This is a genomic window from Desulfomonilia bacterium, assembly GCA_036567785.1.
Lineage (GTDB): Bacteria > Desulfobacterota > Desulfomonilia > UBA1062 > UBA1062 > DATCTV01.
Genome location: DATCTV010000006.1, coordinates 40972 through 62711, shown reverse-complemented (window position 1 = coordinate 62711; position 21740 = coordinate 40972). Strand labels below are relative to the sequence as shown.

The window sequence follows — 21740 nt, the reverse complement described above, 5'->3', positions numbered from 1 at the left end:
GCAACAACTCTAACATAAAACATGGGCTGAAACTAGTTATTATGCGGCTTTATGGGCATTCCGCAAAAAGATAATCCGATGTTTTATCCCCTGGTAATTTTATCCCCAGGTAAATGAAAGGCAAACCTTATGGCTTCAGCTTGCCCCCCCCATTCCCAAAAACAGCCAATACCTATTTGGGCAACAGACCGTCAACAATTGACAAAACCAGATGAGGAACCATATGGGACGTCCATTTGATTATAAGATTAGAGGACATTCCTCAATTATTTTACGAGATGTTATTTTCTTCTTCCCTCTTCGATGCATTTGAGGATTGCTTTAACGCCAATTCGGGCATCGACGCCTTTGATATCAAAAGGTGATTTTTTTTGCGGTTGTTTCTGAGCTTTGACGATGAAGATGCCGCCGCCCCTTCTTTTAATGATAACTTCGCCTTCGGTCTGGGCCTTGTCCAATACGGATGCCAGATTCTGTCTTGCCTGTGTGTATGTATAAACATTCATTTTTTTCTCCTTATGCTATGTCTAAAGTAGAAATCGATATGCTTGCAGCAGCCTTGATTAGTTTTTTATCAAGCGAAAGAAGAGGCATGCGATTATCTTTCGCGCAGCATAACAAATATGCATCATAGGCATATATGCCTAGATCATCTGCAATTTTAAGAGATTTAACCAGATCGACATCAATATAATGGATAGGAATCTGCTTATACTCCTCGAATGCATAGGCAGTTTTTTTGATGTCAATCAATTTTCTTTTAAGCATTGATGAGAAAGCATTGCCTATCTCCCAGTGTACTGATAAAGGCGCATATATAGAAGCATTTTCAGTCAGCCTTATTATATGCTCTTTTTCAGCCTCATTAAGTATGACTGCAATGATGGCCGACGCATCTGCAACGATTTTCATATTTGCCTCCGACAGCTATTCAACCTGTACATATGTTCATAAATAAAACCATAAAAAAAACAAGTCAAGAATTTAAAGGTATTAGAACACACAGGAGACCAGAATGGGACGTTCATGAAAATATGAATATTAAAGCAAATAGAAACAAGTTTTGAATCTTGAAATTTATCGAAATGTCATTTTCAAAACCTGAAGCCTTCTCTCTTCATTTTGAAGCAAATGACTGTATCGGTGTCATTGCCCCAAAGGCACCAGCCCGTAAATATCTGATACCTGGAGGGTTTTGCGATGCGCTCGGTTGAAGGGATTACATATATTTGACGATGGGGTTTCCGATAATGGGCTCGACATCCATCATTAGAAGATGGGTTTTCCTGTATGGTTTGCGTATGCCGCGTTCAGCCGAACAGGAGATTTCCCTGTCTTTCTGATCGAGCGCCTGACGGTAAATCTGCACGGCCTTTTCGCGCAGGCCCAGAAGATCATTGCAGCGTGCAAGCCAGAGCATGGATTCCGCTTTCATCCTCGGATCACGGTAAGGATAATCGGCGTTTTTCTTCAGGTGTGCAAGCGCGTCCTCAAACCGGTGCATCTTTAAAAGAAACAAACCGGCCACACGGTCGAATATCGGTTCATCAGGCAGTATTTCAGATGCCCGCCGCAGGTGGAAAACCGCCCGCGAATCGTCGAAACGGTCCAGATGTTCCGTCCAGGCCTGTTCATAGTGTTCAAGGGCAAGGGACTCTTCCTCTGACAATCTGCCACGTCCACCCGTGAGATCGCAGGCTTCAGCGGTATCGGCGCCATCCTCAAACAGCGCACTCAGTTTAAGCCCGATATATTTTTCTGAGAAGCACACGGGGAAAGACCCGTTTGCAATATAAATCGAGTCCTCGCCGGGAGAAAGGACTATCGACATTGCGTTGTTTGTAGAAGCTACGATATCTCCGGCAACGCGTTTCCTGTTTTCGCGCGGGTCGATGAAATCGCTCAATATCGATACGGCATCGTCAAGAGTGAGTTTACCGTATTTCTCCATGATGAGTTCGTTGATCCTCATATATCTGGCCGTACTGTGGCGCCACCATGCGGTAGGTGCAACCTCCAGTTTCTTCATTTCTGCGGAGAGATGATGGTTTGTCCTTACGAGGAAATCCTTTTCCGGCCGGATAATTTCAGCATGATGAGCGGTAAAGCCGTAAACCGCGGCATCGCAGGCGCGCGTATCGCATATCAGAAAAGACAGTCCGCCGATGCGTTTTCCGTTCTCCATTATCCTGATTGCATCTTTGAGGTTTGCAGCATTCGAAAGAATTTCACCGGCAAGCGTGAAAAGCGGCCTTCCGATTATGGCGACATCCTTCATGAAATTCGTGAACGGCATGATGCATATTCCGGCCTGATTCATGGCGAATCCGCCGACAGGAATGCCTGCAGCGCCTATCCAGAAAAACGCCTGACTGCCCGCAGGGTGAAACACTTTCACGCATTGATATGCATCCCACAGGCCGCGTCCGTAGAAATCGAAGTTGCGGCCGAGGATCTGTTTGCCGTCCTTTGTCGCCGCTCCGCTTGCAAAAAATGCGGAACATCCAAGTGCCGGCATCGCCATCGGCGCCATCGACCTTCCTGCAAGAAAGTGCAGTATGTCTGCAAACAGTATCACGCCCTGGCCTGATTTTTCCGGCAGACCGAGCGCATCTGTGAACCCTTTCTGCATCTGTTCCAAGGGTTCGCCGATATACTTAAGATTCGCTTTATGGAAAATGTAATAAAGCAGCTTTGCGATCCTGGGCGGCAGGGCGCGGGATATTTCAGAAACCGCGCTGTGCGCCACAAGTGTTTCTATCAGGTTGCCATAATATTGCATCACATAATCATCAAGCATGCCGCGCACCAGTTCGCCGTGCTGCCAACCCATTTCCTCGTATGTGCCTTTTAAGTGCATGACGAGCATTCCCTTTTCGGTTTTCAGGGATGCTTTTCCGCTTTTTCTGGGAAGAGGAAAAGGTGCTTTGCCGCATATCTGTTCTGTCATTTACCGTTTCTCCTTATTCCGTAATCAGGGCAGCCACTTCCTTTCTCACCTCGTCTATCACTTTGCCATTCCTCGTCCAGGGCGGGCTCAGCGGGTTCCAGATTCCCAGAACAGGGGCTGTTCCAAGCTTGGTATAGGCCTTTGAAACCGCCTCTTTCACCGCATTCTCGCCTGCAATGCCGGCTGCTATCTTGAACATCTCCCAGTCTTCCAGACCGTCCCTGGTCTGTTTCAATCTGATCGAGGTCACCGGACCGTTCATTGAAACCTCTTCAGGCGAACCCACCGGCGCGGCAGTCCCGTTATGATCACCGGGATAGAACAGAAAGCCGTCACCGTTGCGCGAGAATTCCGGATAAGCCAGCGGGTCTTCCCATGGGTTCACCTCTTTCCAGGCGGTTGTGCTCCAGTAAAGAAAACCTGTCGCCTTTTCATACCAAGCGCCCCACATCATGATGCGCGGCTCAAAGCCAACCATCGTGTCGATATCATAACCCGCATACGGTGGAATGGTTGCATTGCAGACGTAGAACCAGAGCTGATCCCCCCTCAGTCTCATGGCGTCGTATTCTTCCCTTCCGGCGAAATTAAGGATGCCTGCGGTTAGCCAGCCTTCATACTTGGTGACTTCCGGACACCAGATGTCGATAAGGCCGTCGAGCTCCTTGACCCACCAGTTGGTGACCATGAACGCTCCTTTCCAGTCGGGGTCGGCTTCAAGCATGAGCTTTATGTCATGGGCCAGATCTTCGTATGGAACATTGTTCCAGAAAGGTTCATCCTGGCAATATACGTAAACCCTGTTCATCCAGCCTTTTTCCTTGAGGTGGCGGGCGAATTCAGCGGCAGCCTCCTTATACTGGTCATCCGTGATCTTGGTTTCAAGCGCCCCGCTGCTTCCGGGACGGAAGAATCCGGCATTGAACTTATACATGCCCGTGCCGTCGCCGTAGTAGCTGCCATTAAGCCTCGATTCCATTATCGAGTCATATTCGCTCCAGTCGACGGCAAGCAGATGACCGTCGCCTCCGAACTTGAAGGGGTTTGTTGCGAAGCTAGTAATCCTCGTCACATCGAGCCTGTGCCTGTGAAGCTCGAGCTCGTAATTGTAGAGCGTTTCAGACAGCGTTGCGGCAGCATGAAATTTTTCCTCAGTGCTGTAGTAGAGGCCGAAAGCTGTGGAGATCGTCCTTTGTTCCGGTATGCTGAAGTTCCAGACCGTAGCCTTCACATCGATCTCCGCCGGCTTAACGTTATCTGCCGTAACCGTAAACTTGCCTGAATAAAGGCCTGCCGGGATTCCTTCAGGGATGTAAACCTCAACCCAGACAGGCTGATTTTTAAACTTGTCCACCTTGAAGGGAGCGCCTACCGCCGGATGAGCCGGATCATAGGGATCGGTGAATGGAATGAGAGGATCGGGATAATTTCCGGGAAGTCTGAGATCACCGACAACACCGTAAAGGAATGAAGGTTTGGCGGCATGGACATAAAATTCCCGGTAAAGCGTTATGTTCGCGGAAGGGATGACTGCGCCTCCGGGCCCCGCAAGGTCGCCCGCGGTCACGTTCACGTTTGACAGGCCGTTGGCTCCGCCGTTTATCACTATCTGAAAGGATTCATAATCGTTATGCGCAGCGCATATTTCCGCCAGATAAGTCTTTTTCGAGGCCGAGAACTGCATCACCCTTTCGGTTGATGGCTCAATCCATACCTTCATGGAGTCTTTGCAGGCGGAAAAAAATATCAATATGCCGATGACAAGAATTAGCGGTGCTTTTCTTTTCATGATGAACTCCTCATAATCAATAATTTAAAACCGGAAATCCAATTATAGAGATGTTTGCCCGGCTGTTCAAGCAAATATGCAGGTACTGAAGAAGAACTCTGATCCCTTCGTATTGAATGGTTCAGGGCCGAGAAGCCGCTTCATGTGATGATTATTGACGGATAGAATGATCTGTTCAAGTTCAGGACGCTATACTTCCGGGGCGTTCACACGAGCCTCAAGACATTTGCCGGTGTTTTCACTCAATCGGTAAATGTGGTAGGAGATGGGGAAGACATTGAAACGGCTCATCAGCACAAGAAAGAAGAAGGAGTAATTGTGATGGAACAAAAGAAGGCATGGAACAAGCCGGAACTGGTTGTGCTGGTGCGCAACAAGCCTGAAGAGGCGGTCCTGGATCTCTGTAAGTCAACAAGTACGGCAGGCAGTTGGGAATTTCTGGACCATTGCGAGGAGCAGGGCTGGGGAGGATGTTCCGAAATTTCGGAGAGCTGATCTTCCGATCATTTTATTCTTCAGGGATGCCTGTGATTTGCCTTTTTCTGGAATGGTTCCGGGATTTTGTGTATCATAAGGGATAATAATTCTGAAGGAGGAACCGGTTTTATGGCAGTCGTCGAGTGGAAAAAGGATGAAAACGTAGCGATCATATACATGAACAATGGCGCCAACAGGCATAACCTGGCATTTGCCCGGGCCATGCTGGCCGTATTGGATGAAATCCAGGCGGACAAGGATGTTTCTTCTGTCGTACTTACATCGAGCGATGAGAAGAACTTCTCGCAGGGAATTGATGTGGAATGGCTCATGCAGAAGTTTCAGGAAGGCGACAAGGACTCCATAAGGGCCTTCATGTACGGCATGAACGATGTGTTTAAAAGGCTTCTGCTTATTCCGCTGCCGGTTATTGCAGCCATCAACGGGCATGCTTTCGGAAACGGCGCAATAATTTCCTGCGCATGTGATTTCCGCTTCATGAAATCAGATAAGGGCTTTTTCTGTTTCCCTGAGGTGGATTTGGGCATTCCTTTCCTGCCGGGTATGATCGCTTTTATCAAGAAGGCTATGCCTTATTACCTCTATAACGATCTGAAACTCACCGGCAGGCGGGCCGGGGCAGTCGAACTGTACGAGAAGCATTTTCTTGATAAGGCCTGTCCGGATCAGGCCGCACTCATGCAGGAAGCAATCGCCTTTGCAAAAACCTTCAACAAGAAACGCGGGATATTCGGTGAGCACAAACGCAGGCTTCACAAGGATATCGTCGCCGTCATCGACAATGAGGACAAGGCTTTCATAGAGCCCCTTAATTTGATGGTGACCGATTAAAGTAGGAGAAGAACAAGCATTTACTAGGGTCGCATCTGAGACAGTATTTCCAGGCCTTCACGGACTGTTTCCAGACGCGGCCCTTATTTTTCGGGGGTACTGAATCCGTACAATTTTCAAATGTCCATATTCTTGAAATATCCTAGGTAACCCCTGTTCTGCTCGAACATCTCTTTGACCATTGCCCTTATCTCAGCCATTGAAAGGACAGCCGCGGTAAGCGGGTCGTTAAGTATCGCCTGCATAACAAGACGGGCATTGCCCGTAAGCGCAGCCTCTATAGCCATTTCCTCAATCATGGAGTTCGTATAGACGAGGGGCGCAAGCTGCGGCGGTAAAGCGCCGACATGGACCGGGTGGAAACCCGCCCTGTCCACATAGACCGGGACCTCCACGCATGCGTTATCAGGCAGGTTTGTAATAAGTGCGGTGTTCGGCACATTGCCGTTAAATGAATATATCTCACCTCCGGCCAACGCATTGATGATGAAGGAGGCGTATTCCAGACCACGGTTCAGGTCATGCGGCTCAAGAGGTCTTTCAAGTTCTTTTCTGACCCTGTCTTTCCATGTGGCCTCGGTCTCCTGATACTCCTTAAGGATGTATGCATATTCACCGGGGTTCCATCCCGTGCCGGGCAGACAGTACTTCTCTATCAGGTCGGGCCGTTTCCTGAACCATGCATTGTATTCCGAGTTATGCCCGCTCGATTCGGTCGGGTAATAGCCGAGGTGGAGATACATCTCGTTCCTTACGATCTCTTCATTATAGACATCGGGATTCTCTGTTACAGCCTTGTATATATCCGGATAGGCGTCTTTTCCGTTATTTTCAAACCTGAGGTAAAACGCCTGATGGTTTATGCCTGCACAGGTGTATGTGATGTCATCGAATGACCTGGCTCCTATCCAGCATGCAAGCATAATGGCCGTTCCCTGAACGGAATGGCACAGGCCGGTGACCGGTATATGAGTACTTCGCTGAAGGGCACCGCACAGCATGGCCATTGGATTCGTATAATTGAGGAGTACCGCTCCCGGGCAGTATGTTTCCATGTCGCGGATGATTTCGAGCATTGGAGGCAATGTCCTTAGGAACCTGAAGATGCCGCTCGGCCCCCTGGTATCCCCGACATTAATGTCCACACCGTATTTTTTCGGGATCTCGATATCGTATTTCCAGACATCCGTGCTTCCGGATAGGATTGTGGTCAGCACGACATCGGCGTCTTTAAGCGCCTTTTTCCTGTCCTTTGTCGCGATCACCTTTGCTGGATATTTACCAGCCGACACTATTCCTTTTACAGAGGTCTGTGCAAACTCAAGCCTTTTGTCATCGATATCCATCAGCGCGAGCGTTGAATCCTTGAGCAGATCGAACGTCAGAATGTCGCGCACGAGTTCGGTTGTGAATCCCAGGCTTCCGGCGCCGATAAAAGCAATTTTCATAAATTCCTCTTTTTAATTGTGACAGTAAAACAATTATATGAGGCGCCACTTTTTGAAAAGTGACGCCGCAGTCTTATTCATGTTTCAGTCAGAATGTGCACATGTATATGTTTAATTCGCCCGAGCTTGAACGGTTGTCGGTATAGGTGATGCGGTTGCCGTCTATGTCGGGCAGATACTGGGAGTTGTCTCCACCGCTTGTTATCTCGAAGACGCCCCCGGTCGATAGCTGCCAGAGCCCGATGTGGCTCAACCCGGTAGCCGAGTCGTTGAAGACGACGAAGTCGCCACTGATATGTGCATTTTCCTGATCACCTGTGAGGGACAGCACTTTTTCGGTAAGGGTATCGAGGTCGAAGGCCACAATATTTTTCTCTATCGGCGTTCCCTGTTCCCGATGGAATACTACTGTGCGGCCGGAAACGTCAGGGAAGCGTTCACTTGCCCAGGGTGTTGCAGTAAGCTGTGTTGTCACCCCGGTGGCCCACTCATATGCGAAAACGTCACATGCGTATCCGTCACAGCGTTCCCATACTATGATGCCGTCACCCACGGCTGCGGCCTGATCCGTCAAGATGTTACTGGTTATGCGACGTTCTTCGCTTGTTGAAAGGTCTCTGGCGTATATCTCGGCATTTCCGTCGCGGTCATCGGTCCAGGCAATTAGATTGCCGCCCAGGGCCGGGTCAAAGGAGTTCGAAACGGCTGCGTTTGTTATATTCAGCGTCGTGTGTGATGCTACATCATAGACCAGCACATCCATTGTGTTCCAGTCGCTGTAGGCAATCCTGCCGCCATATACCCCTGAAAGCTGCTGGTCACCTGATGCGGTAGTGACCGGATAAGAAAGGCCGGTGGTCAGGTCGGCGTACCATATATCCGCATCGACTCCGCTGAAGTCTGTATAGACGACGAGGTTGCCCGAGATGGAGGCATCGAACTGGTCGCCCCAGGCATCTGTGACCTGCTTTTCCGACGTGTCATTGGTGGTGAATTGAAAGCTGTAGCGGCTCAGCATCGGCAGGCCTGTCCCGTCCTTGATGCCCGATGTCAGTGTGACGCTGTAGGTCGTGTGAGTTGCGAGAATATGCTTCGGCATAAAGGTTGCCTGCGTTCCGCTGCATGTTATGTTACCCTCTACCGGGTTTCCGCCGGCGTCTTTGACGAAGAAAGTCGAGCCGTTTACGGTTGATGCCTTCGGGCTGGAGTTGAAAACGACTGTAATGACTTGAATCCTGGAAACATCACTGGAATTTTTTGCCGGATCGGTGCTTACTACCTTGATGCAGCCGGAAAGCCCCAAAGCCAGTAGAATAATTACTGCCAGAAAAAATCTTACCGGTTCTGCCCCTCTTATCATAGACACCTCCGAATGAATTATTATCCAGGGGTCAAATCCCCTTTAAGTTAATCATACCGTAAAAAGGGGGCCAAAGAAAACTCATTAATACGGAGACGCTCGTTTGTAATAAACAATGAGATATCCATCAAACCAGAGCTGCGGGGAGCCGGGTATCACCTTTAATTTTTTAAAATACAAGATTCAGCACGTCTGATATAAATATGATCTGATAAAAGGAGGCTGCCATGGATTACTCATATGACCCGGTGCTGATGAAAATGAGAAGGGACGCCCCTGCCGGAGACGGTGAATACGGACATTTCAAAAACAGGGACGGGTACAACCTGTTCTACCGGCTGTGGAGGGCTACGAAACCGGATAAGATCGTTGTATGCCTTCACGGCGCATTCGCGCACGGGGAATACTTCTCTCTTGTGGCCGACAGGTTCGTGCCTCTGGGCGCGAACGTTGCGGTCTTCGATTATCAAGGCCACGGAAGGTCCGAAGGCAGAAGAGGCGATGTACTGCGCTTCACGGACTGGTACAGGGATGCGGCCGATCTCATCGAGTTCATAAGGCGGGAAGCGAGTCCCGGTCTGCCGGTATTCCTGCTAGGCGAATCCATGGGAGGCCAGCTCGCGTCAGGCATCTCGGTGCTTTATCCCGACCTGCCGGTATCCGGTTTCATACTCTTTTCGCCTGCCGTCAAGTTCAAATCGGGAAAATTTTCCGAGATGCTCATGAAGGCCATACCTAATATATTCAATCTGCTCTTCGCGCCTGGAAGGCCTGTAATAGATATAACGGGAAATCCGGCAGACGGAATTGTTGACCCGCTTCATCAGGAATATGATGCGAGGGACCCGCTCAGATTTTCCAAGGCCTCGCCCCGCTATCTCCTTGAGCTTAACAAATCAGCTAAGATGGCGCTGAAACAGGGCCCATCGGCGACAAAAAAGCCCGTTATCATTCTGGCCGGGACAGACGATACATCGGTCGAGGTGGGTGCGGTGAAGGACTATTTCGCAAGGCTCGATGCGGGCGGAGACAAGAAGATTATCATAGCCCAAGGCGCAAAGCATTCGATACTGGATGATCCGGCGTTTCTGACTTACTGGCAGGAAGTTATCGAATGGTTAGAAGCACATTGATTCGGTTAATAAATTGTAAGACCTGAACCTTCATCGCTGCCCGTCATAATGTTCATGCACTGCACGGCAGCCCCTGATGCACCTTTACCGAGGTTGTCGAGGCGGCACATGATGCAAGCCTGAGTATTGTGGCCGAAGACGAATATGTCCGCCCTGTTCGTGCCGTTATTTGTCTGAGGGTCGAGGCATCCGTCATCGAGAGCGCTGTCGTCTCCGAATGCGGCAACCTTGACGAACTTCTCTCCCGAGTAGTGTTTCGAGATGACGTCATGCAGATCTTTCGCGGAGAGTTTCTTTTCAAGCTGGCTCAATACGATTGGGATGGTTACGATCATGCCCTGCGAAAAGGGCCCCAGCACCGGATTGAACACGGGTGGCTTTGCAAGTCCGGTGGCCTTGGTCATTTCGGGAAGGTGCTTGTGTGCGAGGCCCAGCGCATAAGGCCTGCATCCCAGCATTCTTGGATCACCAGCCCTTGCGGTTTCATACTGTTCAATGAGTTTTTTGCCGCCGCCGCTGTAACCTGTCAGGGAAAAGCATGTGACGGGATAGTCCCTGCCCATGACGCCGGAAGCGATGAGCGGATACAGTCCCAGTGTGAAGCCGGTTGCATGGCAGCCCGGCACGCTTACGAAGCGGGATTGTCTTATGGCCTCCCTATGCGAAGGGCTCAACTCGGGCAGGCCGTATGCCCAGTTGTCACTGGTCCTGTGGGCGGTCGAGGCGTCGATGATCTTCGTTGTCGTGTTTTCAAGGAGCGCTATCGCTTCTATCGCAGCCGAATCCGGCAGGCAGAGGAATACCACATCCGCTTCATTTATTTTTGCCTTCCTGTAGTTCAGGTCCTTGCGCCTTTTCAGATCGACCTTTATCACATCGAGATCAGGCCTGCCTGCAAGCCTTTCGTTTATCTTAAGCCCTGTCGTGCCCTCCTGTCCGTCAACGAATACCTTCATTCAAAATTCCTTTTTATTTGCTCCTGTTTTATCAGCCAGTCATAAGCGTCTTTTGCGGACTGTATGTCGTCCTTCAAGGGTTTCCATCCTAGGGCTTTTGCCCTCTTTATGTCAAATACATAGTCCTTAAGGGCGATCTCGAGATGCTGAGGTTCGAGCGGCGATATTCCGAGGACCGAAAGAAGCCTGACTGCGAACCTTGCAAGGCCTGCGGGTATATTGAGTTCCCGGGGCCTTTTTCCGGCATGCCTGAAAAGGGCTGTCGTCATTTCTTCAAGAGTGGGCACGTTTTCGCTTCCCAGATTGAGAGTCCTGTTACTGAAATCGGGGTTCCTGATCGCCATCATGCATGCGCTCGATACGTCATCTATATTGACCATCTGGAGCCTCGTTTTTCCGCCTCCTGGCAGTATGGCAAGTCCGCCCTTCGATATGGAACGCATCTGGTCCACAAGGAAGGGCTCGTTCTGTCCGGCTCCGTTGATGGTTGGCGGCCTGAATATCGTTATGTTAAGGCCCATGTCCATATATTTCTTGCACAGGATTTCGCAATCGAGCTTGTCCCGGCCGTACTGGCAAAGAGGCCTCATGGGCGCATCCTCGGGGCACGGATTCGGGACATCGACTCCATAGACTTCGACCGACGATATGAAGACGACTTTCCTGACATTATGTTTAAGTGCAGCGGAGAGCACATTGAGAGTCCCCCAAACGTTTATCCTGTGCAGCCTGTCCTCGTCCCTTACGAACTGGGCCAGCGCCGCTGCCGAGTGGATGACGGCGTCATGGCCTGCAACAGCCTTCGTGACAGCCTCTTCATCGGTTATGTCCGAAATGATCTCATTGAAGGCGGAATCGTCAAAGCCCGAAGGTTTCAGGTCGAAGCCGGTGACCTCATGCCCTTCCTTTATTGCGTGTCGGACCGTGTTCCTGCCAAGATAGCCCGAACTTCCGGTTATAAGGATATTCATCGCATTCCCCTTCTGTCTACAGTTTGCCGTATTTCCGGTATACCTCGAGCAGGGACTTGCCCTCGCGAAGCTCCTGCCTTGACCGCCTTTCCGCCACAAACCTGTCTTCGGCCATTTCGACGACCTCGGCCAGATCAACATCGGCCACAGGTATGACCACGATCCCGTCCCTGTCAGCGAATATTATGTCCGACGGGTTGACCTTTATACCGCCGCAAAATATCGGCGAGCCTATGCCGACAAGGTCGACTCTACCTATGGAGTCTGTCGGGATGCTGCCTTTCGCCCAGACGGGAAAATCAATTTCTAGCACTCGGTTTATGTCCCGTATAGGCCCGTCTACTACTGCGCCCTTCACTCCGCCGAAGAACTTGCATGTATGAGCCATCAGTTCGCCGAACCCGCCCGCGCCATAGAACCCGTTCGTATTGATGACCACGATCTGGCCCTTCTTCATGGAGCCGAATACCGATTCGAGCATTTCTGCAACAAACTCCGGGTCATAGTCCATTAGCCTCTTGCTTTTTCTGGTTTTTGCCTCTTCCATGGTGAACGCTGGACCGGCAACTGATGCCTTAGGCAGGATGGGTGCGAATCCAACGTTCATGCTCTGGTTCATGAAGCCCATCTCATCGAGCGAATCGGCGATTGCAGGTGTATAGGTCTTTTCAATGCGTTCGCAGAAACTCAATATTTCATCATATTCGTATGTTTTTGGCATAAAACACTCCTTTATGATTTTTCAGCAGAGGCCCTGTATTCAGGGACCTTTGCCAGAATCAAAGTGCTCAACAGGATGAACAGGGCGGTCAGAAGGAACATCATCGTATAGCCGTGCCATCCGCCGGGCCACATGCTGTTGATTATATCGATTGGCCCGCCAATGAACTGTGCCAGCAGCGGCGCACCTGCGGTGGCCAGATTGGAGAGCCCCATGAGCTTTCCCGCATCCTCGCCCTGCGCCATGTTGTTCGCCAGCGACCAGTTGGATGCGAGGAATATGCCGGTACTTGTCCCGAACATGCTTCCGAAGATAAGCAGCTGAAGAGGCGTGTGTGCGATCATGAGCAGCAACGAACCGGCAATGCCCAGGATGCCCGCAATTACGAGCATCTTTATGTAGCCCACCTTTCCGCCGAGCCATCCCGATATGACGGCAAAGACCATAAGAAACACACCCAGGGCGGCCATCAGATCGGTTGTCGCCTTGACCGGATCTTCGGCGCCCACCTTATCCTTGATGAAATACATCGCGAACGTCTGCACTGCAGTTATGCCGAAGACGAAGAAAAACCGCGAGACGAGAAGCCACCAGTATCCCTTTGGAGTCTTTACGTCCCAGACTATGAGGGTGTTGCGCAGTATCTTGAGTATCCTTATCGGCTTTTTGGGCTTATCGAGCGTGGGTTTTTCCCTGGAGAACATGAGGGTAACAGCGGCGCAGACAGCAAGGACTATGATGATTGCAAGCATGGCACTTGTCGGATGAGTAGAACCTTTGGGTATGAGCATTCCCAGCGCGAGCATGCCGATGACAAGGCCTGTCATCTCGGAAAAGATTTTAATACCGCTGGCAATGCCTATCTTATCGGCCGGCACCACATCGGGCAGCAGGCCCTGAAGCGGCCCCTGTGCAATATTGGAGAAAACCTGGAGGAGCATGAAGCCTATGAACACACCCCATATTCCGGCAGCCCAGCCGATCACGGCAAGGAAAACCACATCCCCGATGGTGCCGATGAGAATCATCGGCCGTCTTCTGCCCCATTTTGAGACCCATCCGTCACTGACGGCGCCTGCGACAGGCTGTACGATGATTGCGATTATAAGTCCCAGCACCTTGATAAGACCGAGCCATGTATTTTTTACAGATTCGGATACGAGTCCGAGCATAATCACGGGGATGACGATTGCGTTCAGGCTGTTCCACATGAAGGACATTCCGAACCAGTAGGCGTTTATGAAAAACACCTGGAATTTATCAACTATCTTCATCTTTCCTCCCCTTGAAAAATATTGCTTATAGTGCGCATGTTATGATCGAAATTTTAACATCTTATCCCGTAGCGTGGTTACCATCTGGACTTCAAATAAAGCGGTTCGGGCTTTATCCGGTCCTTGAAGCCTCCTGACATGAACATCTCATAGATTTCATTGTACTGCTTCAGCTTGTCGTGATCCAGCGTGACGCCGAGCCCCGGCCCGGCCGGGACTTTCATGCCGCCGTTCTCGTAGGGGATGGGGCCTCCCTTGATGATGTCGTCGGCGAGATAATGGTAATGTGCATCCGGTGCATGGTGGATGCTGGGTAGGGCAGCACCCAGCTGCAGGATGGCGGCCATGGAAACGCCGAACTCCGTCCCTGAATGCATTCCAAGGTCGAGGCCGAATGATTCGCAGAGTCTCGAGAGCGCCTTCACCGCATGCAGACCTCCGTACCAGTGGGGATCGGCGAGGATCACATCGACGGCGTCCATCATGGCCGCCGGGCCTATATCTTCCCATCCGAAACAGGCCATGTTCGAAGCCAGAGGCATGAAAGGCGCCATACGCTTGAGTTTGGCCATTGCCGCTATTCCCCAGACAGGGTCTTCCAGATATTCCATATTAAGATTCTGGCAGCTCTTCGCAACCTTTACAGCCGTAGTGAGGGCCCATGAACTGTTTGGGTCGAGCCTTACGGGTATACCGGGCAGCCGCTCGTTCAGATGTCTGACGGTTTCAACCTCGAGATCCGGCCTGAAAACTCCTCCCTTGAACTTGATCGATTTGCAGCCCTTGTTCTCACAGAGATCTGCACAATGTTCGACAATGCGGGCATCGGCCTCCTCCCACGGGATGTCATCATCCGTGGGCGTCTGGTAGAAAACATATGCCGAAAGAGGGACGTGATCGCGCATCCTTCCCCCGAGAAGGTCGCATACAGGCCTTCCTATGGCCTGACCCTGTATGTCAAGGCAGGCAAATTCAATGGCGGAAAAAGCGTTAGCCAGGTTCGGTCCGAACATGCGTACGTATAGCGCATTGTTGAGCCTGGCCCTTATCCTTTCAAGGCTGAACGGGTCTTCACCCAGAATGTGGGCCTTGCTCGCCTTGAGGACCTCCTCCATCTGCCTGCCTGAGGGGGTGAGCGTGGTCTCGCCCAGGCCGGTTATTCCCTCGTCAGTAATGACCTGTATGATGACGCGGCCGAAGCCCGGGTGTCTGCCCCATGCATGGAGGAGCGTCATTTCAAGAGGGATTCCAACGGGTGTAACGATCAGATCGGTTATTTTCATTCTTTACCTCCGGATATTTATGAACCGTCGCATATGCCGATGGTCTGTATCCCGTATGGCCGCATGTTAATCCTGCCGTCCGGGACGGGTTTTTCCGATGAAAAATCCATATCGCAGACGGTGATTTCAAGCGGCATATCCGAGATCAGAGAGGCTTCGATTGCATGTCCTGCGGGATTGAACAGCCTGCCGAACAGCCTGCCGTGTCTCGTGAGAAGGGCTGTCAGGACGACCTCGTCCGGCTCAACGCTGAACAGGCCGGATTTCAGCCTTGCTTCCGTTGATGCGGTCCCGCCGGTGATAAAAGAATATTCGGGGAGCCTTATTTCTTCGGCGCATCTTACAGCTTCGATTCTTTCCCTGTAGGGCAGGAGAGAATAGCGGAAGGTGTAATTGCCGTTAAGCCTCACATATTTCGAGCCGTTCGGTGTGAACGAATCATCGCTTGCGTACATCCATGATGCGGGCGACCATGCAAGTACGAGCTTCAAGACGCCGGTATTTTTCTCATAATAGAAGCCCCTGGCACCCGGGCAGATGACTGCGAGCCCCGAGCCTTCGCGTTCGATCCCGGCCCAGTTGTTGCCTATGAAGATTTCCAAATCTGTTTTTTCCGAGATGAACGGGGAAGAGCGTATGACCATGCCCTCTGTCATGGGGAAGCATGCGCATAGCTTGAGCGCGTTCATTGCATAAAAGCCCCGGCCGTCAGACGGCCCCGGTCCGAATGACATGCCATCATCGAATTGGAAACTGACCTCGACATCTATTCTCGGGAGCTTTCTGTAGAGCATGAAGGTCTGGGTGAACGGCATGTCCGCTATCGTTCCGGAGGTTTCCCATCTGCTTAATATGTCGCCGCATGCAGTAAGACCCGGGATGCCAGTTGTTTTTTTCGAGTCGAGAACATGGCCGCCCATACCTACGCTGAAATAGCAGCCTGATGAGAGCAGGCCGCAATCCCCGGCCGATATGCTAAGGAAGCCTTTTGAGATCGAGGCCCTGTAGAATTCGTTCTCGAAGCTCAGACAGTTTCCTTCATGTCCGGCGACACTTTTTGCAGCCGCTTTTCGAAGGCCGAGCACTTCAATGCCCAGAGCAGGTATTTCACGGTATATATATGTCCCGTCTGTTTCGATCTGTGCAGGGATATTTGTTCCGTTATCGTTCACCTCCCATGCTCCGGGTATGAGAAAGACGTTTTTCGTTTCTCGTGCATGGGGGTTGAACAGGACGAGGCTCCGACTTCCGGCGTTGTCTGTATCGGAGGGTTTCACCAGGCCGATCAAAGCCTCTTCAGCAAGCCCTTCGGCTGAAAACTCCACCTCTCTGCACAGATCCCGTGCATATGCTGATATGGGCTTTCCGTGGGCAAGGCTGAGCCACGGCCCGCACAGATGGAAGTCATGATGCTGCGCCGTGAGCAGCTTTTCCCACAGCTCGTTTATATCCCTTTCCCTGCCTGCTCCTTTAATGAGGCTGAAGAACGCATCGGCCCTTTCGGCCGTAAGAAGTGTGGATTCAGCGCTGTCTCGGGCGATCATCAATGCATCCGCCTCAAGCCCCCAGGGCAGAGACATCCTGAAATCGTCCGAAGTGAGGCGTACGGCCGGGAGATTTTCCATTGATGCTGTCAAGTTTTCCTTTATGAACGACCCGAGCGTAATAAAGCGTATTCCATTCATGCGAGAAAGGCCCTGGGTTGCAGGGATAGGCGATTCGTGCGGTGAAAGGTCTTCCATGGCAGATATGAGCAGGGGGACTGTCCGTGTCCTCGATGCAGCACGAGCTGATGCTTCGATCCATTTTCTGTTCCACTGGCTGCAATGCGCTCCGGAAAGATTGCCGCGCATGGAGCCCGGATACATATCACCCCTGTTGGCGTAGTCCATCCAGCCGTATCTGGGGACTGCCGTAACGCTGGAGCCATCCGGGCCATTCCATGAGATGACTGGAGAATCGATACCCTTTTCTTTGCCGAACGGTGCCCAGTGCGTCCTTATGAGCGCATAGGGGATCGAGAAGCCTTTGAGTATCTGCGGAAGCTGCGAGCAGAAGCACGGTTCCTGGCAGGCATATGATAAAACCTTGAAACCTGTTGTCTGTGAAATCGCTTTCAACCCTTGTTCGAACTGTCTGATAGCCGATTCTCCGCTTATCGTTGAAAGGAGCGGCTGAGAGAATGTCCCATTGACGATGTCTATCATGCCGGAAGCGGCCAGGCTTTTAAGGCGCGAAAACGCCTTTTTCTGATTCCGGGCCATGTGTCTGAAAGTGGGTGCGTCCAGTTCGAGCGTCACCGGTATCCCCTTTTCCGCCCTTGCGAGCAGAGGGACGCCTACGGCGGGCCAGATAAGGCTTCTCCACAGTCCGCCTTTTCTTAATATGAGCCAGTCCCAGTAAAGCATGCCCCCGTGATAACCCTCCATGATATAGACCGGAATTTCAGGCCGGATGTCTTCTGTGCTGCCGCGATCGATTTTTCTGCTTGATGCTGCCGCGTGTACCGAAGCGAACACCCTGAGTATCGATCTGGCAATAAAGGATGGCATGGCGTGCGACGAGAGCGCATTCATGAGTATGTTATCTGACATTTGAATCCTTTACTGGCTGCCATGGCTTTCCTGGTTCGAGGATTTTCGCACCCAGGGATTTCGATTCCATTACCCCGGTCCAGTCTCTCAGTGCCTCTGAGACCTCTTCTTTATTTTCCTTCATGATCCTTATGCCGCGGCCCGGATCAAGCCACTTTCCGATGCAGTCCAGGTGCAGTGGGATGGTCCACGAAGGTCTCACCTTTTCTGCAAAGAGCATAAGGTCGGTCAGGTCCATTCCATCCTTTCCTGCGAATGGATAGCGTGCGCAGGCAGCCTGTACGAGGGCGATGTCGACGTGAAAGCCACTCAGGTGGTCAATGATTTCCTGCGAAAACCTCGTATCGCCACTGAAGTATATCGTACCGCTTTTCCTGACGGCAAAACCTATGGCATCGGATGCCAGAGGGTGAGCGGCATACACGGCATGTATGGACACGCCTTTGAAGTTGATTTCATCTCCGTGCTTCAAAGCTATGGTATTGTCTATGCCATTTTTTATAGCGCGCCGTACAGCTTTCGTTGAGCCTATGACCGTACATCCGGTTCGTCGGGCAAGATCTATGGCCGTCGAATCGAAGTGGTCGATGTGGTTATGTGATACGATCATGGCGTCGATCGGAGGAATGTTATCCAGTCCCATGAATGGAGGCATCAGACGAGGCGCAAGAATCCTTTCAAAGAGATTGCAGGGCCCGAACCAGGGATCGGTAAGGAAGTGCACGCCTCCAATATCTATCAATACCGTCATATGCCCTGAAAGTGTTATTTCCATACTGCTGAACCCTTTTGTTCCATACAGCTATATTCTGGTCCTGCCTTCGGCAGGATCGAGCCGGGAATGGAATTTGGATACCTGTCTTATATGTTTTTCCATGACAAGCCTGGCATTTCTGGCCTTGCGTGAACGGATTGCCGAAAGCACGTCTCTGTGAGAGGCGAGCTCCCATTTGAGATATTCCGGGTCGTTTTCTAGCGACTCGCCGAGGGCAATAAGCATCCTGATTATGGCTTCTATGAAACGCACGAAGACTATGTTGTGGGATGCATGGGCGATGCGCACATGGAACTCACCGTTCAGCTTTGTCACGGATTTGTTTGCGGCGATGTTTTTCTCGCATTTGTCGAGCAGTGAGGATAGCTCATCATACTCTTCCTGAGAATGTCTCTTTGCCGCAAGTCCTGCTATGGCAGGCTCAATCAGGAGCCTGGCCTCCAGAAAATCTGTACTTGTCTCGAAGCCGACCAGAGGTGAGAAGATATGAGGGGTTACTACTATATTCCTGGAGACATCCCTTACAAAGGTGCCCTGACCGGGATGTGTCTCCAGCACTCCCATTATGGCCAACGACTGGAACGCCTCCCTTACCGAAGAGCGGCCAACGCTGTATCTCGTCATGAGTTCCTTTTCCGTAGGCAACCTGGAGCCTGGTGCCAGAAGCCCGTCCTTGATCTGTTCTATGATTATCTTTGCAAGCGATTCCGAGAGGTTCATTTTGACAAGCGGTTCCATAAACACCTTCCATTAAAAGGTCATAATGTCAGACATTATAGCGTAAAGAGGTTCAAGTCAAGATAAAACATGGACTGATATTTCAACCGCCCGATTCATTGAGGGGACTGATTCGAAGAAAGATATATGTGTGGCGTATAATAGACATAATCTAACTGATATGATGAGGTTGATGTTGCAGCGATATTTTTATATATTTCTGACTGGTTTTAACGATGGTGAAATAAGCCTGGAAAAGATAATGTTGTAACTGAAAAGGGACATGTATGGCCGGACAAAAAGAGAAAGAATGGAAACCTTCACCTGTCGGACTCACCGGAAGCATCGCTACGGGGAAATCGACTGTGTCAAAGATGCTTGCCGGACTCGGGGCGGTTATAATTGATGCGGATAAAATAGCCTTTGATGCGGTCCTTAAGGGAAAGCCGGCCTGCCTGAAGATAATCGAATATTTCGGTGAATGCATCCTTCAGGAAAACGGTGAAATCGACAGGAAGGCACTGGGTGACATCATCTTTAATGACCCGGATAAAAAGCAGGTGCTAAACAGTATTGTCCATCCAGAAGTATTCTCTGAAATGGCCAGGCAGGTTAGTGATGCTGAAAAGAATCCCGGCGCGGTCATCATTCTGGATGTTCCTCTATTGATTGAATCAGGCATGTACCGGGGCATGAGCGATGTCATACTCGTCTATGCCCCGGAAGATATCCAGCTTGAAAGGCTTATGGTTAGGGATAATATAGACAGGGCCGCAGCAATGGCGAAGATCCGTTCTCAGATGCCGGTCGATGAAAAGAAAAAATATGCCACGATCATCATAGACAACAGTCTGGGTGTGAATGAGACATATGCTCAGGCAATAAAAGTTTTTGACATGTTGAAAAACCGGTGTGCCGAGGTTGACTAGACTTAAAATAACTATTAATAGAACCCAATGTTTAAACCATTGGGACGGCATTAAACGAGAGGTGGATTATGGATAGAAATGAACAGGTTCTGGTGAACAGGGGCCTTGCCCAGATGCTCAAAGGCGGGGTCATAATGGATGTTACTACGCCTGAACAGGCTAAGATTGCAGAAGATGCGGGAGCGGTAGCCGTCATGGCTCTCGAGCGCGTTCCGGCCGACATACGCGCGCAGGGCGGTGTTGCCAGGATGAGCGACCCGACTATTATCAAGGCGATCAAGCAGGCCGTGACCATTCCCGTGATGGCAAAGGCAAGGATTGGACATATCGTCGAGGCACAGATCCTTGAGGCGCTTGAGATTGACTATATTGATGAAAGCGAAGTCCTGACTCCTGCGGACGAGACCAATCATATCGACAAACATGCATTCAGGATTCCGTTCGTATGCGGCTGCCGTGATCTTGGCGAGGCGTTAAGGCGCATAGGCGAGGGTGCGGCCATGATACGCACAAAGGGTGAGGCCGGTACAGGAAATATAGTTGAAGCGGTCCGCCATATGAGGACGGTCATGCAGCAGGTCAGGCGTGTCATAAATATGCCGGATGATGAAATCTATGCGTATGCCAAGGAAATTGGCGCACCGGTCTGTCTGGTAAAGGGCATAAAGGCCGACGGCAGGCTGCCGGTCGTGAATTTTGCCGCAGGCGGGATTGCGACGCCGGCCGATGCGGCGCTGATGATGGTACTCGGCGCTGACGGGGTGTTCGTAGGCTCCGGTATATTCAAATCATCAAACCCCTCTGTCATGGCCAAGGCGATAGTGGAAGCGACCGCGCATTATGATGACCCGAAACTGATTGCACGGGTCAGCGAAAATCTGGGGGCTGCAATGAAAGGCCTCGAGATTGCTGCGATTCCGAAAGAAGAGAGGCTGGCAACAAGAGGCTGGTAATGATCGGGATTCTTGCCCTTCAGGGGGATGTCGTCGAACATGCAAACAAATTGGCCGAGCGTGGCATCCCCTATAAATATATCCGTTATCCCGAGCACCTTGAAGGCATCAAGGGGCTGATTCTGCCCGGCGGTGAAAGCACGACGCTTACAAAGCTGATCCGACTTGCCGGGCTCGTTGAGCCTTTGAAAAAGCTTATCAAAACGGGCCTGCCGGTATGGGGGACGTGTGCCGGCGTCATCCTGCTGTCAAAGGGCGGTATCCTTGAATGCATTGATGTAAATATTGAAAGAAATGCCTATGGTGCCCAGCTCGACAGTTTTGTTAAAAACGGTTCATTTCTTGAAAAACAAATTCCCATGGTTTTCATCCGTGCGCCGAGGATAACCAGGGTAAACGATTCCTGCGAGATTCTGAGCGAGCTTGACGGCCACATCGTTTCAGTTCGATCAGGCAATATCCTTCTTTCGACATTTCACCCCGAACTAACTGACAATCCTGTTTTTATCGATTATTTCCTTTCCATGGTCAACAGGGAGAAGTAAAAGCCGGCGGCGC

Annotated in this window: 20 protein-coding genes; 6 read left to right on the top strand and 14 right to left on the bottom strand. The window is 50.9% G+C overall.

What is annotated here, in order from left to right:
• Positions 1-281: 281 nt before the first annotated feature.
• From VIS94_02615 to VIS94_02600, 4 genes are all read right to left on the bottom strand, one after another.
• Complete coding sequence (locus VIS94_02615) at positions 282-506, bottom strand: type II toxin-antitoxin system prevent-host-death family antitoxin (protein HEY9159964.1); 225 nt, start codon at positions 504-506, stop codon at positions 282-284.
• 10 nt (positions 507-516) lie between these two features.
• Positions 517-912 (bottom strand): type II toxin-antitoxin system VapC family toxin, encoded by a 396-nt coding sequence (locus VIS94_02610; protein ID HEY9159963.1) that lies wholly within the window; start codon positions 910-912, stop codon positions 517-519.
• A 307-nt stretch (positions 913-1219) separates the two neighbouring features.
• Entirely contained in the window at positions 1220-2950 is a 1731-nt protein-coding gene (locus VIS94_02605; protein ID HEY9159962.1) for a C45 family autoproteolytic acyltransferase/hydrolase, read from the bottom strand.
• A gap of 13 nt (positions 2951-2963) precedes the next feature.
• A complete protein-coding gene (locus VIS94_02600) occupies positions 2964-4739 on the bottom strand; it encodes a glycoside hydrolase domain-containing protein (GenBank protein ID HEY9159961.1) in 1776 nt (591 codons plus the stop codon).
• A gap of 321 nt (positions 4740-5060) precedes the next feature.
• On the opposite strand from VIS94_02600, the gene VIS94_02595 reads away from it, so the two are divergent.
• Both VIS94_02595 and VIS94_02590 read left to right on the top strand, forming a co-directional pair.
• Positions 5061-5234, top strand: a complete 174-nt coding sequence (locus VIS94_02595; protein ID HEY9159960.1) for a hypothetical protein — start codon at positions 5061-5063, stop codon at positions 5232-5234.
• Between the two features lie 111 nt (positions 5235-5345).
• A complete protein-coding gene (locus tag VIS94_02590) occupies positions 5346-6068 on the top strand; it encodes an enoyl-CoA hydratase/isomerase family protein (GenBank protein ID HEY9159959.1) in 723 nt (240 codons plus the stop codon).
• A gap of 116 nt (positions 6069-6184) precedes the next feature.
• Here VIS94_02590 and melA read toward each other — a convergent pair whose 3' ends face one another.
• Positions 6185-7516 (bottom strand): alpha-galactosidase, encoded by a 1332-nt coding sequence (melA, locus tag VIS94_02585; GenBank protein HEY9159958.1) that lies wholly within the window; start codon positions 7514-7516, stop codon positions 6185-6187.
• Positions 7517-7604: 88 nt separating this feature from the next.
• Entirely contained in the window at positions 7605-8876 is a 1272-nt protein-coding gene (locus VIS94_02580; protein HEY9159957.1) for an Ig-like domain-containing protein, read from the bottom strand.
• A 227-nt stretch (positions 8877-9103) separates the two neighbouring features.
• Between VIS94_02580 and VIS94_02575 the strand changes: the two genes are divergently transcribed.
• Positions 9104-10009 carry an alpha/beta fold hydrolase gene (locus tag VIS94_02575; protein ID HEY9159956.1) on the top strand — a complete coding sequence of 302 codons (906 nt, stop codon included), beginning with the start codon at positions 9104-9106 and terminating at the stop codon, positions 10007-10009.
• 5 nt (positions 10010-10014) lie between these two features.
• Here the strand turns inward: VIS94_02575 and argC are convergent, their stop codons facing one another.
• The 8 genes from argC to VIS94_02535 form a co-directional block, all read right to left on the bottom strand.
• On the bottom strand, positions 10015-10965 hold the full coding sequence (gene argC, locus VIS94_02570) for an N-acetyl-gamma-glutamyl-phosphate reductase (protein ID HEY9159955.1): 951 nt from the start codon (positions 10963-10965) through the stop codon (positions 10015-10017).
• The gene (locus VIS94_02565; protein HEY9159954.1) at positions 10962-11936 is read right to left on the bottom strand and encodes an NAD(P)-dependent oxidoreductase; all 975 of its coding nucleotides are present in this window, start codon (positions 11934-11936) and stop codon (positions 10962-10964) included. The genes argC and VIS94_02565 overlap by 4 nt, the downstream gene beginning before the upstream one ends.
• Positions 11937-11952: 16 nt before the next feature.
• On the bottom strand, positions 11953-12657 hold the full coding sequence (locus VIS94_02560) for an RraA family protein (GenBank protein ID HEY9159953.1): 705 nt from the start codon (positions 12655-12657) through the stop codon (positions 11953-11955).
• Positions 12658-12668: 11 nt separating this feature from the next.
• Positions 12669-13931 carry an MFS transporter gene (locus VIS94_02555; GenBank protein HEY9159952.1) on the bottom strand — a complete coding sequence of 421 codons (1263 nt, stop codon included), beginning with the start codon at positions 13929-13931 and terminating at the stop codon, positions 12669-12671.
• 77 nt (positions 13932-14008) lie between these two features.
• Positions 14009-15214 (bottom strand): enolase C-terminal domain-like protein, encoded by a 1206-nt coding sequence (locus VIS94_02550; protein ID HEY9159951.1) that lies wholly within the window; start codon positions 15212-15214, stop codon positions 14009-14011.
• Between the two features lie 17 nt (positions 15215-15231).
• Positions 15232-17808, bottom strand: coding sequence for a hypothetical protein (locus VIS94_02545; GenBank protein ID HEY9159950.1), 2577 nt, complete (start codon positions 17806-17808; stop codon positions 15232-15234).
• The gene (locus VIS94_02540) at positions 17798-18583 is read right to left on the bottom strand and encodes an MBL fold metallo-hydrolase (protein ID HEY9159949.1); all 786 of its coding nucleotides are present in this window, start codon (positions 18581-18583) and stop codon (positions 17798-17800) included. Before VIS94_02540 ends, VIS94_02545 begins: the two co-directional genes overlap by 11 nt.
• A 27-nt stretch (positions 18584-18610) precedes the next feature.
• Positions 18611-19321: a FadR/GntR family transcriptional regulator gene (locus VIS94_02535; protein ID HEY9159948.1), complete on the bottom strand. Its 711-nt coding sequence runs from the start codon at positions 19319-19321 to the stop codon at positions 18611-18613.
• A gap of 266 nt (positions 19322-19587) precedes the next feature.
• Here VIS94_02535 and coaE point away from each other — a divergent pair, with 266 nt between their 5' ends.
• The 3 genes from coaE (at position 19588) to pdxT (ending at position 21727) form a co-directional block, all read left to right on the top strand.
• Positions 19588-20229: a dephospho-CoA kinase gene (gene coaE, locus VIS94_02530; GenBank protein HEY9159947.1), complete on the top strand. Its 642-nt coding sequence runs from the start codon at positions 19588-19590 to the stop codon at positions 20227-20229.
• A 68-nt stretch (positions 20230-20297) separates the two neighbouring features.
• Positions 20298-21182, top strand: a complete 885-nt coding sequence (gene pdxS, locus VIS94_02525) for a pyridoxal 5'-phosphate synthase lyase subunit PdxS (GenBank protein ID HEY9159946.1) — start codon at positions 20298-20300, stop codon at positions 21180-21182.
• A complete protein-coding gene (gene pdxT / locus VIS94_02520; protein HEY9159945.1) occupies positions 21182-21727 on the top strand; it encodes a pyridoxal 5'-phosphate synthase glutaminase subunit PdxT in 546 nt (181 codons plus the stop codon). The genes pdxS and pdxT overlap by 1 nt, the downstream gene beginning before the upstream one ends.
• The last annotated feature ends 13 nt before the right edge of the window (positions 21728-21740 follow it).

Coding starts and splice junctions, on each gene's coding strand:
- VIS94_02615 (HEY9159964.1), bottom strand. CDS start 506: ATGAATGTTTATACATACACACAGGCAAGACAGAATCTGGCATCCGTA.
- VIS94_02610 (HEY9159963.1), bottom strand. CDS start 912: ATGAAAATCGTTGCAGATGCGTCGGCCATCATTGCAGTCATACTTAAT.
- VIS94_02605 (HEY9159962.1), bottom strand. CDS start 2,950: ATGACAGAACAGATATGCGGCAAAGCACCTTTTCCTCTTCCCAGAAAA.
- VIS94_02600 (HEY9159961.1), bottom strand. CDS start 4,739: ATGAAAAGAAAAGCACCGCTAATTCTTGTCATCGGCATATTGATATTT.
- VIS94_02595 (HEY9159960.1), top strand. CDS start 5,061: ATGGAACAAAAGAAGGCATGGAACAAGCCGGAACTGGTTGTGCTGGTG.
- VIS94_02590 (HEY9159959.1), top strand. CDS start 5,346: ATGGCAGTCGTCGAGTGGAAAAAGGATGAAAACGTAGCGATCATATAC.
- melA (HEY9159958.1), bottom strand. CDS start 7,516: ATGAAAATTGCTTTTATCGGCGCCGGAAGCCTGGGATTCACAACCGAA.
- VIS94_02580 (HEY9159957.1), bottom strand. CDS start 8,876: ATGATAAGAGGGGCAGAACCGGTAAGATTTTTTCTGGCAGTAATTATT.
- VIS94_02575 (HEY9159956.1), top strand. CDS start 9,104: ATGGATTACTCATATGACCCGGTGCTGATGAAAATGAGAAGGGACGCC.
- argC (HEY9159955.1), bottom strand. CDS start 10,965: ATGAAGGTATTCGTTGACGGACAGGAGGGCACGACAGGGCTTAAGATA.
- VIS94_02565 (HEY9159954.1), bottom strand. CDS start 11,936: ATGAATATCCTTATAACCGGAAGTTCGGGCTATCTTGGCAGGAACACG.
- VIS94_02560 (HEY9159953.1), bottom strand. CDS start 12,657: ATGCCAAAAACATACGAATATGATGAAATATTGAGTTTCTGCGAACGC.
- VIS94_02555 (HEY9159952.1), bottom strand. CDS start 13,931: ATGAAGATAGTTGATAAATTCCAGGTGTTTTTCATAAACGCCTACTGG.
- VIS94_02550 (HEY9159951.1), bottom strand. CDS start 15,214: ATGAAAATAACCGATCTGATCGTTACACCCGTTGGAATCCCTCTTGAA.
- VIS94_02545 (HEY9159950.1), bottom strand. CDS start 17,808: ATGTCAGATAACATACTCATGAATGCGCTCTCGTCGCACGCCATGCCA.
- VIS94_02540 (HEY9159949.1), bottom strand. CDS start 18,583: ATGGAAATAACACTTTCAGGGCATATGACGGTATTGATAGATATTGGA.
- VIS94_02535 (HEY9159948.1), bottom strand. CDS start 19,321: ATGGAACCGCTTGTCAAAATGAACCTCTCGGAATCGCTTGCAAAGATA.
- coaE (HEY9159947.1), top strand. CDS start 19,588: ATGGCCGGACAAAAAGAGAAAGAATGGAAACCTTCACCTGTCGGACTC.
- pdxS (HEY9159946.1), top strand. CDS start 20,298: ATGGATAGAAATGAACAGGTTCTGGTGAACAGGGGCCTTGCCCAGATG.
- pdxT (HEY9159945.1), top strand. CDS start 21,182: ATGATCGGGATTCTTGCCCTTCAGGGGGATGTCGTCGAACATGCAAAC.